This window comes from Bacteroides thetaiotaomicron VPI-5482 (assembly GCF_000011065.1).
Lineage (GTDB): Bacteria > Bacteroidota > Bacteroidia > Bacteroidales > Bacteroidaceae > Bacteroides > Bacteroides thetaiotaomicron.
The window spans coordinates 3108312-3124232 of sequence record NC_004663.1 but is presented as its reverse complement, the minus strand read 5'-3'; the positions used below and the strand labels follow the sequence as shown (position 1 = coordinate 3124232).

Annotated in this window: 13 protein-coding genes; 6 read left to right on the top strand and 7 right to left on the bottom strand. The window is 40.8% G+C overall.

Translation table 11 applies throughout. The annotated features are described in order from the left end of the window. Positions 1-9 precede the first annotated feature (9 nt). On the top strand, positions 10-528 hold the full coding sequence (locus BT_RS12650) for a DUF3836 domain-containing protein (protein WP_011108317.1): 519 nt from the start codon (positions 10-12) through the stop codon (positions 526-528). A gap of 131 nt (positions 529-659) precedes the next feature. Here the strand turns inward: BT_RS12650 and msrB are convergent, their stop codons facing one another. From msrB to BT_RS12620, 6 genes are all read right to left on the bottom strand, one after another. Next, positions 660-1688, bottom strand: coding sequence for a peptide-methionine (R)-S-oxide reductase MsrB (gene msrB / locus BT_RS12645; RefSeq protein WP_011108316.1), 1029 nt, complete (start codon positions 1686-1688; stop codon positions 660-662). A 176-nt stretch (positions 1689-1864) separates the two neighbouring features. Next, positions 1865-3202 (bottom strand): TolC family protein, encoded by a 1338-nt coding sequence (locus BT_RS12640; protein WP_011108315.1) that lies wholly within the window; start codon positions 3200-3202, stop codon positions 1865-1867. A gap of 10 nt (positions 3203-3212) precedes the next feature. Beyond that, entirely contained in the window at positions 3213-4313 is a 1101-nt protein-coding gene (locus tag BT_RS12635) for an efflux RND transporter periplasmic adaptor subunit (RefSeq protein ID WP_008763619.1), read from the bottom strand. Positions 4314-4368: 55 nt separating this feature from the next. Next, entirely contained in the window at positions 4369-5610 is a 1242-nt protein-coding gene (locus tag BT_RS12630; RefSeq protein WP_011108314.1) for an ABC transporter permease, read from the bottom strand. 5 nt (positions 5611-5615) lie between these two features. After that, positions 5616-6875: an ABC transporter permease gene (locus BT_RS12625; protein ID WP_008763621.1), complete on the bottom strand. Its 1260-nt coding sequence runs from the start codon at positions 6873-6875 to the stop codon at positions 5616-5618. Positions 6876-6995: 120 nt separating this feature from the next. Continuing rightward, positions 6996-7712 carry an ABC transporter ATP-binding protein gene (locus BT_RS12620; RefSeq protein ID WP_008765150.1) on the bottom strand — a complete coding sequence of 239 codons (717 nt, stop codon included), beginning with the start codon at positions 7710-7712 and terminating at the stop codon, positions 6996-6998. 178 nt (positions 7713-7890) lie between these two features. On the opposite strand from BT_RS12620, the gene BT_RS12615 reads away from it, so the two are divergent. From BT_RS12615 to BT_RS12605, 3 genes are all read left to right on the top strand, one after another. Further along, complete coding sequence (locus BT_RS12615; RefSeq protein ID WP_008763623.1) at positions 7891-8871, top strand: ROK family protein; 981 nt, start codon at positions 7891-7893, stop codon at positions 8869-8871. A 170-nt stretch (positions 8872-9041) separates the two neighbouring features. Continuing rightward, positions 9042-9518: an RNA polymerase sigma factor gene (locus BT_RS12610; protein WP_008763624.1), complete on the top strand. Its 477-nt coding sequence runs from the start codon at positions 9042-9044 to the stop codon at positions 9516-9518. Between the two features lie 7 nt (positions 9519-9525). Beyond that, the gene (locus BT_RS12605; protein WP_008763625.1) at positions 9526-10107 is read left to right on the top strand and encodes a hypothetical protein; all 582 of its coding nucleotides are present in this window, start codon (positions 9526-9528) and stop codon (positions 10105-10107) included. A 772-nt stretch (positions 10108-10879) separates the two neighbouring features. Here the strand turns inward: BT_RS12605 and rplS are convergent. Then, the gene (gene rplS, locus BT_RS12600; RefSeq protein ID WP_005675578.1) at positions 10880-11233 is read right to left on the bottom strand and encodes a 50S ribosomal protein L19; all 354 of its coding nucleotides are present in this window, start codon (positions 11231-11233) and stop codon (positions 10880-10882) included. 301 nt (positions 11234-11534) lie between these two features. Between rplS and BT_RS12595 the strand changes: the two genes are divergently transcribed. Together BT_RS12595 and BT_RS12590 are read left to right on the top strand one after the other, a co-directional pair. Then, positions 11535-12482, top strand: a complete 948-nt coding sequence (locus tag BT_RS12595; RefSeq protein ID WP_008765148.1) for a tyrosine-type recombinase/integrase — start codon at positions 11535-11537, stop codon at positions 12480-12482. Positions 12483-12850: 368 nt separating this feature from the next. Beyond that, positions 12851-15901, top strand: a complete 3051-nt coding sequence (locus BT_RS12590) for a PL29 family lyase N-terminal domain-containing protein (RefSeq protein ID WP_008765147.1) — start codon at positions 12851-12853, stop codon at positions 15899-15901. Positions 15902-15921 lie beyond the last annotated feature (20 nt).

Below are 15921 nucleotides of genomic sequence, written 5' to 3'. Positions count from 1 at the left end.
TATACAATTATGAAAACTACAGTATTATTCAGAATGATGGTTTTAGTGGCAATGGTAGTTGCCGGTATCGCCAATACAGAGTTGAAAGCACAGGACAATAACTTCATTACTAATGAAGAGAAAGTAGATGATCTTGTTGTTTCGAAGGTGATTTACAGACTGGATGGTTCTCTCTATCGTCACATGAAATATGATTTTACTTATGATGATCAAAAGAGAGTAACAGCTAAAGAAGCTTTCAAGTGGGATTCATCCACTGAAAAATGGATTCCGTATTTCAAGATCGATTATGCTTATTCTTCTAATGAAATCACATTGGTATATGCACGTTGGAATAATTCTCACAGAGCTTATGATGATTCTGTAGAAAAGAGTGTTTATGAACTGAATGATGCTAATATGCCGATCGCGTATATGAACTACAAGTGGAATGACTATAAATGGATTGAAGAATCAGCCGGCAACTGGGCTATGAATATACAGACTCCGGTGACAGATGAAGCAGACTTGCTACTTGCCGGAAGATAACAATACCGGGGATTGTGAAATTCTCTTTCTCTCTTAAGGTTTTAACAAACGAAAACGGTGGATTACCCAAACGAGGGAATCCGCCGTTTTTATTGTATCTGTCTGAAACCGGTGCTGTTTACTAGGTTGTTCTATTTAATGAGCGGCAGATATTCTCCATATCCTTCTTCTTTCATTTTTTCTTTCGGGATAAAACGCAGCGAAGCACTATTGATACAATACCGCAATCCGCCTTTGTCCTTTGGCCCGTCTGTAAATACATGTCCTAAATGCGCATCTCCTGTCTTGCTGCGTACTTCTGTCCGTATCATTCCGTGAGTAGTATCTTTCTTCTCTGCGATCAGCTCTTTCTGAATAGGTTTGGAAAAACTGGGCCATCCACAACCGGAATCAAATTTGTCTGTGGAAACAAACAACGGTTCTCCGGTAGTGATATCTACATAAATGCCGGGGCGGTGTTCATTCCAGAACTCATTATGGAAAGCCGGCTCTGTGGCATTTTTCTGAGTCACTGCATACTGTTCGGCAGATAATTTCTTACGGAGAGTGGCATCGTCCGGTTTTTGAAAAGTTGGGGGCTTGGGAGCATTCGCTTTTCGTGCCATTTCAAATAAAGCCAGATTGATATGGCAATATCCGCCCGGATTCTTATCCAGATAATCCTGATGATAGACTTCTGCCGGATAAAAGTTTGTCAACGGTTCCACTTCAACGGCAATCGGTTTGTTGTATTGAGTGGCTAATGCCTGGATCGCCTGATTGATGGTGGAGAGATCGGCTTTATTGATATAATATATACCGGTTCTGTACTGTGTACCACGATCGTTCCCCTGTCGGTTGAGGCTGGTCGGATCGATTGTCTGAAAATAGAGGTTGAGCAATAAACTCAGATTTACTTCTTCCGGATCATAAACAACCTTCACTGTTTCGGCAGCATTTGTCTTGCCCGAACACACCTGTTCATAACTGGGATTGGCAACGGTGCTGTTGGCGTATCCCACCTGAGTACTTTCTACTCCTCTGATTTGTTTCAGGAAGTGTTCGGTTCCCCAAAAACATCCTCCTGCAAAATAAATTTCCGCTTGACTTTTCATTGGTTTTGCAATTCCTAAAAATACATTACTAATTGTTAGAATCACTGCGATGATTATATGTTTCATAACTGTTGGTTCTTTCTATAGTAACGGATGAACCGGTGGATATGTTTTAGAAATCTCTTACATAAATAACAAGTGCTTTTGGGGAAGTTTGAAAACATGAGTAAATCCTTAAAAATAGAATACGTTTCCGATGTATTCTATTTTTAAGGATTTTGATAAATAGCTGGAAATCTGTTCTATTCTATGATTTCTCCTTTGTAGAAATCCAGTATTTTAGTACGGAATAGATAATCGTATTTAGCTTGCAGTTTATCCGACAGTGCTTTGGTCAGGTTTAGTTTCGCTTCATTGTATTCCACAAAAGTAGCTTTACCGTTATTGAATTTTTCGCTCATCAACCGAAAAGATTCTTCGTTGGCTTTCACTGCAACTTCGCTGGAGGTATATTTACTTTCTGCAGCTACTGCATTATACCAGGCTTGCTGGATTTCTTTATAAAGTACTTTCTTGGCGTTATCCAGCTGCAAAGCAAGGTTTGACTGTTGTAGGCGGGCAGTGCGTACCCGATTACGAGTGCTAAAACGGTTGAAGATCGGAACGCTCAGGTTGAAAGAAATAGATTTGCTCAGGTTATTTTTTAATTGACGGGCAAAACCGGATTCTGCTTCACCGTTGAGTGTATAGTAGCTGCTTCCTAGCCCTGCACTGAAAGAAAGTTGGGGGTAGAATTCACTTTGAGCGATACGAATGTTTTTTAAACTACCTTGTAAGCGATATTCTGCTGCCTTGATGCCGGGCTTATAGGCAATCGCCTGGATATAAATGTCATCCGGAGCTGTTAGAGGTTCAAATTTCAGTTCTTCTTTTGGATTCTCAAGAACGAAACCTTCCGGTGTAGGCAGTTCTAATAACTGGCTGAGACTTAATAATGACAATTTATATGTATTGTCTGCCTGTACGGCTGTCATCTCATCCTGTGCTACACGTGCCTGCGCTTCAGCTACCTCCGCCGGTGAAGCCTTGCCGACATCATGCAGTCCTTTGATACGTTTCAGCTGATCTTTGCTTAACTCAACCTGATTTTGTGCTACCTTGTTCAATTCCAGATTGAAAAGCACTTGCAGATAGGCAGAGGTAACATTGATTGCAATATCCTCTTTGGCTTTATTCAGGTCCTCGATAGCAGCCTGTAAATTGAGCTTGGCAAGGGAATATTGATTGGATAATTGTAAGCCTGTGAAGAGAGGTACATTAGTACTTAAGTTCACTCCCGTACTGGAACTGTTAGTATCACTATATGAATTATCTTTCGGAGAAGCTGTACGTCCCCAGCTCCACCCCTGGCTGATACCACCATTTAAGTTCGGCAGACGTGCCCATTTAGCGGTGTTTACACTAATCTTATTTTGTTCGGCTTCATTGGCTGTCTGGCGGATGTCGATGTTATGCTCGATGGCATAGTCGATGCATTGCCGTAAAGTCCATGTCTGCGGAGTGGTATCCTGTGCTTGAACAGAACCGATACCGGTTCCGCTCAACAGGATGATTGCCATCATTTTATTGATTACTTTCATTGGATGTCAGTTATTTATCTTTTTTCTCAGCACCGCGTAACTTGGTCTGAGCGGTTACACCTTTTTTTATCTCAATCTTGATACCGTCACTCATTCCGGTAGTCACTTGTGTACGTTCGAATTTCTGTTGTGGTACGGAGTCCGTCATGATATATACAAACGTAGAGTCACCGCTGAACTCAATCGTACTTTCGGGTACTGCCAGTACTTTGCTGGCACGCTGGAGCACAATCTCTGCATTGGCGGAATAGCCGGAACGAATCTGCACGGTATCCGGAACTGTGATAGCAGCTTTGATTTCAAATTGATTGGCTCCGTTGGTTTCTACTCCTTTCGGTGAAATATATTCGAGAATAGCATCAAAAGTCAGATTCTGTAAAGCTCCGATCGTCAGTTTAATCGGCATTCCCTCATGGATGCGACCCACTTCGGTTTCGTCAATATTTCCCCTGAAAATCAGATCGTTCATGTTTGCTACCGTAGCAATGGTAGTACCGTCGTTGAATGTATTACTCATGATTACGGAGTTACCGGCTTTCACTGGTACGTCCAGAATTAATCCGTCAATAGTAGAGCGGATCATGGTGCTACTGAATGAAGCACTGTTTTTAGTGATTCCTTCTTTTATAATTTCCAGATTATCTTTGGCAGTCTGATTCTCTTCCCGTGCCTGCTTTACCGCTACTTCTCCTTTTTCGTAATCTTCACGACTGATAAGCTGATCTTCATATAACTTCTTGATACGGGTAAAGTCTGTTTCGGCCTGCTTTGCATTGATCTCTGCCAGGCGGACACGACTTTCTGCGGAGTTCAGTTGTCCGAGTTCGGGAATTACTTTGACTTTCGCGATCACTTCCCCTTTTTTTACGCTCTGTCCCGCTTCTTTGAATACCTCGTCTACAATACCGGAAATCTGAGGCTTGATTAAAATTTCATCTCTCGGCTCTACCTTTCCGGTGGCTACTGTAGTCTTTTCAAGGTCCGTGACTTCTGCTGCCAGTGTTTCATATACGATCACTTTAGGCTTGGATTTCTGATAAAGAAATACGAACGTTCCGACAAGGATTATGGCAATAATTACCAATAATGTGATTTTCAGATACTTTTTCATCTTGAATATATATGTTTAATTTTTAATTCTTCATTTAACTCTCAACTTTCCACTTCTACTCATCTCTGATCGCTTCAATCGGTTTGATAGCCATCGCACGGTAAGCAGGTGCCAGTCCTGCCAACATACCTAATGCGATCAGCAGGGCACAGGTTCCGACTGCTAATCCGAAGCTGACCTGGAAATGAGCATCTCCTCCGTTGGAGTTCGCTCCCATCTCAACCAGTTGCAGCACCATGACAGCGAAAGAAATTCCGAACATGCCGGCGATGGTTGTCAAGACCATGCTTTCAGATAAGATTTGCTGCAGGATGTCTTTGGGGCGTGCACCGATGGCACGGCGTATGCCGATTTCTGTAGTGCGTTCTTTCACTGTCACCATCATGATATTCGATACACCAATGGCGCCTGCCAGCAAGGTACCCAAACCTACCATCCAGATCAGAATATGGATACCGGTGAATAAGTTGTCTACCATGGAAAACATAGCCTCAGCGTTCAGATACATAAGCGCCTGCTTGTCATTAGGAGCAATATAGTGTGCTGCCTTGATGATTTCTTCCATTTGGGGTTGTACATCGGAAACCTTTACGCCCCGTTTGACGGTGAAGCAGATTACATCAATTTGTCCGCCCAGATTATAAGTCTGCTGCATGGTGGTGAATGGAAGGGTAACAGCCTCGGAGGCACGGCCCTGTATGTTCATATCTCCTTCGGAAGAAGACATGCCGATGACTTGATAGTAGATGCCGTCTACCCGTACATATTTGCCACACGGGTCTTCTCCCGGTTTGAACAGGCTTTCGTAAACACGCTTGCCAATAACGCAGACCTTACGCGCTTCACGGATATCTACGTCGTTGATAAAACGCCCGTATGCCATTTCTTGTGATTCGATATGGAGATAGTCGGGATATAATCCTTTCACACTACAATCGTATTCCTTGTCTCCATAAATAGCGTTGGATCCCCAACGGGCAACGGAAGGGGTGATGACTTCCACATCCTTTACCTGCGAGCGGAGGCGTTCGATGTCGATGGCTTCCAGATCCCACCAGCGTCCTTTACGAAATCCTTTGTAGGCTTCTCCCGTTTTTTGGGCGGCAAGGAAGCCGGAGTTGGTGGCAAATCCCTCAAAGTTCTTTTGCATCATATCCTGCAATCCCTGTCCGCCGCCGATAAGCGCCACGAGCATGAAGATTCCCCAGAATACGCCGAATGCCGTTAGCAGGCTTCTCGTTTTATTTCTTGTGATGGTGATGAGGATTTCCTCACAAGTATCTATGTCTATTCTCATAATCTTTAATCGGCTCTAAGTGCTTCGATCGGTCGGATGCTGACTGCTTTGCGGGCAGGGAACAATCCGGCTAATGTTCCGGCTATTACTAATGTGAGTGTAGCTTGGATGGCGATTCCTATGTCGACCGTTGGATTCAGGAATACCGTTTCGGACCATATACCGTTGTCCATAGTCTGGTTGCCGAAGGCATTGTTCATCCATTCAGTGGCTCCAATACCTGCAACCATACCTATATATCCGAATATGGTGGTAATCGTGACGCTCTCTACGATAATCAGCCAAAGGATAGAAAGTGGTTTGGCTCCGAGCGCTTTGCGGATGCCAAATTCTCGGGTACGCTCTTTAACGGTAATCAGCATAATGTTCGAAACTCCGACAATTCCGCTTAATAAGGTGAAAATGCCAATCACCCAAATGGCAATACGAAGCATCGCCGATCCTTGCTGTTGCTGCAGATAATTGGTGAAACGGTTCCATATCCAGATGGCGCTATGATCGGTCGGGTCAAAACGCTGGTTGGCGCCGATCACTTTACGGTAGTGGGCTTCGAATTCCTCGTTAGATTCTATTGTTTCCAAATTCTTGGTGGTCATGATGAGGTTATTCAGCTTGTCTCCTTTATTATAAATCGTTTGCAGGGTTGTGAACGGAAGATAAGCATCGCTGTCTCCGCTGTCACCTTTGTCATTGTACAGTCCTACTACCTGATAGACAACATTGCCCGCATTCACGAATTGTCCGATGGGGTCAGTATGTGTTTTGTCGAACAGGATTTCGGCAGTCTTTTTGTGGAGTACAATTACTTTCCGTCGTTCTTTAATGTCGATTTCGTTAATGAAACGTCCCTTGAAAAGCTTTACTACTTCCACTTCCGTATGGTTGGGATATACTCCGGAAAGATTCAGGTTGACATATTCCGGTCCGAAGCTAAGGTTCACACCTCCCTGATATACGGTTGCTCCGGCCTTGATGACATGATCCGGAAAATTTTTATTGGTCGTATTCAAGTCTTTGTTATCCAGTCGTATCCGCCTTCCTTCCTTCAGACCGTCGTATGATTTACTGGTCCATCCCGGAAAAATTTTGATGGAGTTCATGGCCCGTTCCGAAGCCGACTGTTCGAATGCGTGAATCAGCCCGTTGCCGGCACCCAGCAGGACGATGAGCATAAATATTCCCCATGCGACGGCAAATCCGGTGAGAAAAGTCCTCAACTTATTGCGTTTGATGGTACTATATATTTCTTGCCAAATATCAATCATATTTTAAGTAATAAGTTATAAGTAATAGGTAATAAGTAATAGGTAATAAGTAATAGGTATTAAGTATTAGGCTGCGCTGTGACCGCATGGAATTAATACTTAATACTTATTACCTATTACTTATTTCATAATTCCGTTTTGGCCGAATGGAGAGGCGTCGTGGTCGAGGTTCTCTTCAATCCGTTCGATAATACCATCTTTGATATGGATGATCTTGTCCGTTTGGTTGGCAACACCGCTTTCGTGGGTTACGACGACGATGGTCATTCCCATTCGATGCAAGTCTTTCAATATCTGCATTACTTCTACGGAAGTTTTGCTGTCCAGAGCACCTGTCGGTTCGTCGGCAAGGATGATCTGCGGCTGGGTGATTAATGCGCGGGCGATGGCTACACGTTGTTTCTGACCGCCACTCATCTCATTTGGCATGTGGTGTGCCCACTCCTTTAGTCCCAGCCGGTCGAGATATTCCAGAGCGAGTGCATTTCGCTTTTTGCGGCTTACACCTTGATAAAACAGGGGCAGTGCCACGTTTTCTACGGCGTCCTTGAATGATATCAGGTTGAATGACTGGAAGATAAATCCGATCATACGGTTTCGATACTCGGCGGCTTTCGTTTCGCTCAAGTCTTTGATAAGTACGTTGTTCAGATAATAATCCCCCGTATCGTAGTTATCGAGTATTCCTAATATGTTTAGTAAAGTAGATTTGCCTGAACCCGAAGCTCCCATGATGGAAACGAACTCACCTCGCTGAATGTCGAGATTGATGCCCTTGAGTACATGGAGAGGTGCTCCGTTGTTGTAGGTCTTGTTAATGTCTGTTAGTTTTATCACAATTTCCCTTATTAAGTTTCTTTTTTCTTTTTATTTTTCACTATTAGACGCATGAAAGATACGAAAAGTTGCAAACAGAGTGAACTTTTTTGAAAAAACATTTTGTAGACTCAATCTTCTTTACGTAATTTGTGTGCAGTAAACTTTATAATTAACTAACCCTTTTAAATAAAGTATCATGAATTCAAACATGGAGAAACCCTACGTAGTAGGTATTGACATAGGCGGAACAAACACCGTCTTTGGGATTGTAGACGCACGCGGAACTATTATTGCCAGTAGCTCGATTAAAACAGCCGGCTATCCGACTGCTGCAGAATATGCTGACGAAGTATGCAAAAACTTGCTTCCGTTGATCATTGCTAATGGTGGTGTAGATAAGATCAGAGGTATCGGTGTCGGTGCTCCTAATGGTAACTATTATACCGGAACTATTGAATTTGCTCCGAACTTGCCTTGGAAAGGAATTCTTCCGTTGGCTGCTATGTTTGAAGAAAGACTGGGTATTCCTACTGCTTTGACCAATGATGCTAATGCTGCTGCTATCGGTGAAATGACTTACGGCGCTGCCCGTGGTATGAAAGATTTTATTATGATCACTCTGGGTACAGGTGTAGGTAGCGGTATCGTTATCAACGGTCAGATGGTTTATGGCCATGACGGTTTTGCCGGAGAATTGGGCCACGTAATTGCACGTCGTGACGGTCGTGTTTGTGGTTGCGGTCGTAAAGGTTGTCTGGAAACTTACTGTTCGGCTACCGGTGTAGCTCGTACTGCTCGTGAATTCCTGGCTGCTCGTACTGATGCAAGCTTGCTTCGTAATATTCCTGCTGAAAACATCACTTCAAAAGATGTATATGATGCAGCTGTACAAGGTGATAAACTGGCACAGGAAATCTTCGAATTTACAGGTAATATTTTAGGTGAGGCTTTGGCAGACGCTATTGCATTCTCCAGCCCTGAAGCAATTGTATTGTTCGGTGGTTTGGCTAAGTCGGGTGATTATATTATGAAGCCGATTCAGAAAGCAATCGATGACAATATCCTGAATATCTACAAAGGCAAGACTAAATTGCTTGTTTCCGAACTGAAAGATTCTGATGCTGCTGTACTGGGTGCCAGTGCTTTGGCTTGGGAATTGAAAGATCTGAAAGAATAATATCATTTTTTTAATAATAAAGGTAATTGGATCCCCGGGGGCGTTGAGTTTCCGGGGATTTTTTGTATGTGTTGTTTCTCAAAAGTTGTATCTACAGGAAATAAAACTGGATATTCTGTAGTTTTTTGCGTTATATTGCGTCTAATGTATAGACGATTAATCAAAATAAGATGAAAAAATTGGAAATAGAGTTTGAGCAAGTTGTGAAGCAATATAAAAATACAATTTACACTGTATGTTTTATGTTCTCTAAAGACTCCCGGGAAGTGAACGATCTTTTTCAGGACGTGTTAGTTAATCTTTGGAAAGGTTTCGATACATTCAAAGGAGAAAGTAATATAGGAACATGGATATGGCGTGTAAGTCTCAATACTTGCATTTCATCAGACAGGAAAAAGAAGATTGTTTCTGTACCTCTGATTATGGGGATTGATCTGTTTGAAGATAGGGACGAAGATACAACACAGATAAAGATGTTGTATAACAGAATTAGTCGCCTGAAACATTTCGATAGGGCGATAGTGCTATTATGGCTTGAGAATTTCAGTTATGAGGAAATTGCAGCTATTGTAGGAATTTCTGTGAAGAATGTTTCCGTTCGCTTATTTAGAATTAAAGAAGAATTAAAAAAAATGTCTAACAACTAGAAAATATATGGGTATGGAAGAATATATAGATACGATTGAACTTAAACAAATGAAAGAACAGATAGCTATTCTTAACAGCAAGTTGGATGCGGAGGTCGTTGTTAATGAGAAGTTGTTACGTAAGGTTATTAAAAATAAGGTGTCGGGAATGAATCGGTATGTAGGGATTATGAATTCATTGGCATTATTACTTATTCCGTTTTATATTTGGGCATGTCCTTATTTGGGAATATCATGGTGGTTTTGTAGTGTGTTTTGTTTGTTCCTGTTTATAGCAGTTATGCACGGCTATTTTACGCATAAACGATTACGAACAAATGATTTAATGAGTGAGGATTTACTGGTGGTAGCTCGAAAGTTGATGGAAATAAAATCCCGTTATTCCATTTGGCGTAAATTTAGTATTCCATTTATTATTATACTTTTGTGTTGGCTCTTTATTGAACTGCAATTGGCAGGAAATAGCAATATTATAATTTTTTGTGTTAGTCTTATTTTTTCATTTAGGGAGGGATATAAACAGTATCACATGATGCAGCGCAAATTGGATGAAATTCAGCAGGAGATAGATGAAATTATGAAAGAGTGATCATTTCAGAAAGCAAAGGTTGGAAAATTATTATCAGGACATTTTATGCATTTAGGATTTCAATAAAACTTCTTCAACTCCAATAACTCTATGAATACGCGATAGATTTTGTTTTTAGGATTCTTGATATGTTTGTGAAAATTCTGTTTGACTATTGTTTTGTTCGTTTTGTCGATGATCTTTTGTCTTTTTGTTCGGTGATGTAATTGTTTGTTGGATGATATGATATTTGTAGACTGTTGGGGATATGAGATGAAATAGAAATAAAATCCCTTGGAAATAGATAAAATTGCAATGTATAGCAAGTAAGATGAACTTGGTTTTAAAGGAAGCTTCCGTTCCTTTAAAACCAACGCCTCGTTCCTTTAAAACCAAAACCACTTTTTAATCCTTTGAAAACTTGCATATTGCTTTGGTTTTATGCAGAAAAACAGTTGTATATTGCATATTTATAGGTGATTTTATGCAATAATTTGTCTGAAACACAGATTTTTCTCTGTTTATTAATAATGTAAATCTTAAAAATGGGACATTGAATTCCGCTTTCTCTATTGTTGCCAATCGAACAATATAGACTTTTGCGATGATGACACTATCCTGATCACATACTGTCAGTATCCGGTAGGTATGGTAACACTATACCAGTAGGATGGTGTCACTATGTTCAAACGCTCGTTATGACAAAAGTATGGAAGAGAAAGACTTGAAATAAAAAAGAGGAAATCCCGTTACCGGAACTTCCTCTTTTTTATTTCGAATCTCAGAGTTCAGCTTAGTTGTTAACTCTTTTTTCTTTGATTCTAGCTTTCTTACCAGTAAGAGCGCGCAGGTAATACAATTTAGCGCGACGAACTTTACCTACCTTGTTCACTTCGATGCTATCGATAGCCGGTGATTCGATTGGGAAAATTCTTTCTACACCTACAGTACCTGACATTTTACGTACAGTAAAACGTTTCTTGTCTCCGTGACCGGCGATTTTGATAACAACACCACGGTACAACTGTACACGTTCTTTGTTACCCTCGATGATACGATATGCTACTGTTACAGTGTCTCCTGCTTTGAAGCTCGGGTGCTGTTTACCGGTAGCAAATGCTTCTTCTGCAATTTTAATTAAATCCATTGTTGCTATTATTAAATTGTTTTATCGTTACAACGCAACATACCAAGTATCTCTTCTCTTGACAGCGATTGCGCGAAAGCGGTGCAAAGTAACGAATTATTTATCAGATAGCCAAATGTTTTGGAGAAAATGATCGGCTGTGAGCTGGTATCGAATGTTTTTGGGGTTACATCAAACAAATGTGGCAATAGATTTGTATCTTTATGATTGGGAATAGGAAAAAAGGCACTGCCGGGGAATGTGGAGAAGGGTTCACTTCTCTTTTGCAGCAGCCTTTATTGATCATTTTAAACAGTAAAAAATGGGGAATTTAATTTCATTTATGAAGAAGGTAGCCGACGGGCTACGGGAAAGTGGGAATTATGGGACCGCCCATATTTACAGGAGTAGCATGAGTGCAATCCTTGCATTCAATGAAAGCGGGAATCTGCCTTTCCGAAAAGTGACTCCGGAGTTTTTGAAAAGTTTTGAAGCGTATCTGCGTGGAAGAAATTGTAGCTGGAATACGGTTTCTACTTATATGCGTACGCTGAGAGCTGTGTACAATCGAGCAGTAGACCGACGCATTGCACCTTATGTACCGCATCATTTCCGGTATGTCTATACGGGGACACGTGCTGATAAAAAGCGTGCATTGGAAAAAGAGGATATGGAACGTCTTATGAAAGATATTCCGAAACAGCTGCACTCGGGAAACAGGGAATTGCAGCGTGCTCGTGGTTTTTTCATATTAATGTTTTTGCTGCGTGGTATGCCTTTCGTCGATCTTGCTTATCTGAAAAAACATGATATAGACGGAAATGTCCTTACTTATCGTCGGAGGAAAACAGGCAGAATGCTGACTGTGACTCTTTTGCCGGAAGCGGTGAAATTGATCAAACAGCATATGAATACCGATCCTGCTTTTCCTTATCTCTTTTCGTTGATTTCCAGCAAGGAAGGAACGGAGGAGGCATATAAGGAATACCAGTTGGCATTGCGCAACTTTAATTATCAGCTGATGATTCTGAAACAAGTGCTGGGACTGACTACGGATCTGAGTTCATATACAGCGCGTCACACATGGGCTACGATGGCTTATTATTGTGAGGTGCACCCCGGTGTCATTTCAGAAGCGATGGGACATTCATCTATCACTGTCACAGAGACTTATCTGAAACCTTTCAAGAATAAGAAAATTGATGAAGCGAATGTAATGGTCTTCTCTTCCTTTAGGAAGTCTTTCTCGGTAGGTAATTGTTTGAATTAAAGCCTGTTACTTTGTAGGTAACGGGGAGATAATACGCTGCAAAGATGAACATATTTTGGAAAACATGCAAACAAAAAAGATATTTTTTCTGATAAACTACTAAAAAAAGGAAATACACCAAACAAAACTGCGGATTTTTTGTGAAGAACACACCATGCTCTCTTATTATTGCAAAAGATTTCCCTCCCCTCTGCTGCTATTCTAAAGCAGGGGTTAAATATATTTTGATACTTATGTTTCTTGTCTACCCTTTAGACGCTTCTTCAGAAGTAGCTACAGGCTGTTTCCCGTTACCTACAAAGTAACGGGCGAATATTATTTGAACTTAGTGTTTAATAATATATTATTAATGTAATTTTTAAGTAGTTATGAAGAAAAAATTTATTAGAGTGATGTTTTTCGGAGCATTGGCGCTAACCACATTTTCATATGTAGGTTGTAAGGACTACGATGACGATATCGATCGGTTAGAGCAGAAGATAACCGAAAATGCCAACGCTATTGCGGAAATCAACAAGCTGATCGAAGGGGGATCTGTGATCACAAAAGTTGAGAACATTACCGGTGGTGTGGAAGTAACATTGAGCAACGGTAAGAGCTTTACCATTAAAAATGGTGATGCCGGAAAAGATGGTACTCAGTGGACGATTGGTGAAGACGGATACTGGTATCAAGATGGTAAGAAAACAGAGTTCAAGGCTAAAGGTGATAAAGGAGAACCGGGCACTCCGGGCGAGCCGGGTACTCCAGGTAAAGACGGTGATACCTATATTCCGGGTGAAGACGGATTCTGGTACAAGAATGAAGTGAAGCCGGAAAACAAGACTGATAAGACTTGGATTGTCCCAGGAGTTGTTTCTGTTGCTGATATGGGTGACTACTATATCTTCAGTAATCTGAAGAATGAAGCTGGTGAAGCAACTTCTGCTACAGTTTATAAATACTCTGCTACTTTTGTTTCTTCTTTAGTACATGTACCTTCAAATATCAATAAGGATTTAGGAGATGTTGTATTCTTGCCAGTTATTGCATATGATAACAACTCGAAGAATACGGCTGTGTATGAGTATAATAGTAGTAATCAACCATTATATCGTACTTTGGTTAATGGATGGGCGGAATATGAATATAAATTGAATCCTGCTAATGTAAATCCTCAATATTATACTGGAATATCGTTTGTTGAACAAACAGCTACAACAACTACCAGAGCTACTGAAGTTGGGTTACCTTTGGCTAAAGTAGTAACTACTACAGACCGTGGCAGATTGATAGTAAAGGCCTCTGCTGGTGATAACGCCAATAACCCAAATGCGTTCAAAATGTATAAAGATGATTCTGAACAGGGTACTGCTTATGATAATCCAGATGGCAAACCGATGAAAGAATCTACTAAATACGGTGAGGCTGGTAAAGTGAATATGCTTGCCTACATGGTTAAGAATACGAATGAACAACTTGGTGAGACTGCAAATATCAATGTAGTATCTGATTATGTTGCTACAAAACGTATGGTGGTTGAACAAGAGGAAACTACTATTGGTTTTGCTGTTGATGCAGATAAATATGCTGATCCTACAGTAAAAGCTCCGGCTCTTCCTTTGTTGTCTGATATGTACAAGAAGGCAGAAACTAAGGTAAACGATTATTTAGCAAGTCTTCCTGTTAATTTGAAATTTTTGTATACTGCTGATCCTTTGGATTTGGAACCATTGCTCACAGGTTTGGCAACAGAATTCCATACTAACACAGGCTTTGACGCAGATGAAAGTCAATATGTATTGACTGATCTTGGTTTTGAAAACGTAACATTCCAATATGAGGCAGTGAGTTATATGGATGCTGAAGTTGATCAGACAAAACGTTATCTGAAATTGGATGGTAGCAAAATTTCTGTAATCGACAAACAATCTGCTTCTATCGGGCGCCAGGCTGTTTTGAAAGTAAAGATGTATGTAGATGGCAAATTTGTTATGAGTAAGTTGATGAAGATTGAGTTTGTAGAACAAGAGCAACAGACTAAAGACTTTGTTAATACAGATTTGAAAGAACAGACGTTGGCTTGTACAGCTTTGTATGGTGGCGGTGCGAAGTTGGCAGCAGCTACTGCATATCAGACTGCTACTGTTGTGGAAGGTCTTAAGATAGACTTCGACCAATACTTTAATGCATTACAAGTAAGCAAAGCTAAATTCGTAGAATATTATGGTGGAGGTAATCCGACTGTGGAAGTAACGAAGGATGGCGTTAAATTTGATGGCTGGAGCTTTGATTCTGAAGAAGCAGGTAAGAATTTGACAATCGATTATTCTAACATCGAAGGATCTGCTATTACTGACAATAACAATGTATACTTCGGATTGAAGAACCAGTTGCGTGCCGGTACTTATGTGATTAAGTTTACTTATTCTACAACGAATACTGCACCTACATACAAAGCATTCACTATTACTGCTACATTGGTAGTGAAAGATCCTGTACATACATGGACTTATAACCCGTCAATGTGGGAAGGAACAGAGTATATGCTTGGTTATGGTCAACCGACTTCAGGAGACTATGGCGCACCGTTCTTGATGAAAGCTACTATCGAAGATGGATTCATGGATTCATGGGATGGTTGTGGTCAATGGGACTTCGAGTTAGTAACTACAGCTCCTGCAAGCGAGATGACTCTTACAACAGATATTGCTACTAATAAGCACGTACTGAATATCTTTGATAAGAAATGGATGGGCAAAAAGATTCGTGTCCGTGCCGTTGAGTATATTGAAACGAAAGATGCAGCGAAAAATAATCGTAAGATCAATAACATTGTATCAGCTACTAAGACTAGTGAATTTGACATCATGTTCGTTAATCCTGTAGTTTATGCTCAGGTAAATGCAGCGGCAGCTTGGTATTTGGTTGACAAAGCTAATACTACTGTCCTGAAGGAAGGTGCTTATCTGCCTATCTACCGCTTCGTTAAATTGTATGATATAAAGAGAGGTGAAACGAATGGTATGATGTTTGATGGAAGTCAAGAAGAGCCTTGGTTCGAAAGAAATGAGGTTGAGATTGGTAAAGGCCTGTTCAAGATGCATAAAGTAGAAGTTTCTTATAAACTTTCGGATAAGAATGATGCTATTGTACAGAGACATGCTTCAATACTTAAATCGACAGATGGTAAAGAAGTTGGCTTGCTGAAATGGAACAACGATGAAGGTGTATTGGTTGGTGATGTTGATCAGCCGATTATTATCGATGTAACGATAAAGAATTCATGGATGGGTCAACCGGAACAGACAACTACACAAACCCAAGAAATCACTGTATACGTTAAGAAAGCGGATACTAAGTATACTGTACCGGCTACAGGATTCCTTGGAACATTGGCTGCTCCTGAAGGATTAGGCTCATACGCTGATTTGAACTAACATTAACTTGTAAATAGTTT

Excerpts from the sequence above, each read along its gene's own strand:
- BT_RS12650 (WP_011108317.1), top strand. The coding sequence starts at position 10 with ATGAAAACTACAGTATTATTCAGAATGATGGTTTTAGTGGCAATGGTA.
- msrB (WP_011108316.1), bottom strand. The coding sequence starts at position 1,688 with ATGAAACATATAATCATCGCAGTGATTCTAACAATTAGTAATGTATTT.
- BT_RS12640 (WP_011108315.1), bottom strand. The coding sequence starts at position 3,202 with ATGAAAGTAATCAATAAAATGATGGCAATCATCCTGTTGAGCGGAACC.
- BT_RS12635 (WP_008763619.1), bottom strand. The coding sequence starts at position 4,313 with ATGAAAAAGTATCTGAAAATCACATTATTGGTAATTATTGCCATAATC.
- BT_RS12630 (WP_011108314.1), bottom strand. The coding sequence starts at position 5,610 with ATGAGAATAGACATAGATACTTGTGAGGAAATCCTCATCACCATCACA.
- BT_RS12625 (WP_008763621.1), bottom strand. The coding sequence starts at position 6,875 with ATGATTGATATTTGGCAAGAAATATATAGTACCATCAAACGCAATAAG.
- BT_RS12615 (WP_008763623.1), top strand. The coding sequence starts at position 7,891 with ATGAATTCAAACATGGAGAAACCCTACGTAGTAGGTATTGACATAGGC.
- BT_RS12610 (WP_008763624.1), top strand. The coding sequence starts at position 9,042 with ATGAAAAAATTGGAAATAGAGTTTGAGCAAGTTGTGAAGCAATATAAA.
- BT_RS12605 (WP_008763625.1), top strand. The coding sequence starts at position 9,526 with ATGGGTATGGAAGAATATATAGATACGATTGAACTTAAACAAATGAAA.
- rplS (WP_005675578.1), bottom strand. The coding sequence starts at position 11,233 with ATGGATTTAATTAAAATTGCAGAAGAAGCATTTGCTACCGGTAAACAG.
- BT_RS12595 (WP_008765148.1), top strand. The coding sequence starts at position 11,535 with ATGGGGAATTTAATTTCATTTATGAAGAAGGTAGCCGACGGGCTACGG.
- BT_RS12590 (WP_008765147.1), top strand. The coding sequence starts at position 12,851 with ATGAAGAAAAAATTTATTAGAGTGATGTTTTTCGGAGCATTGGCGCTA.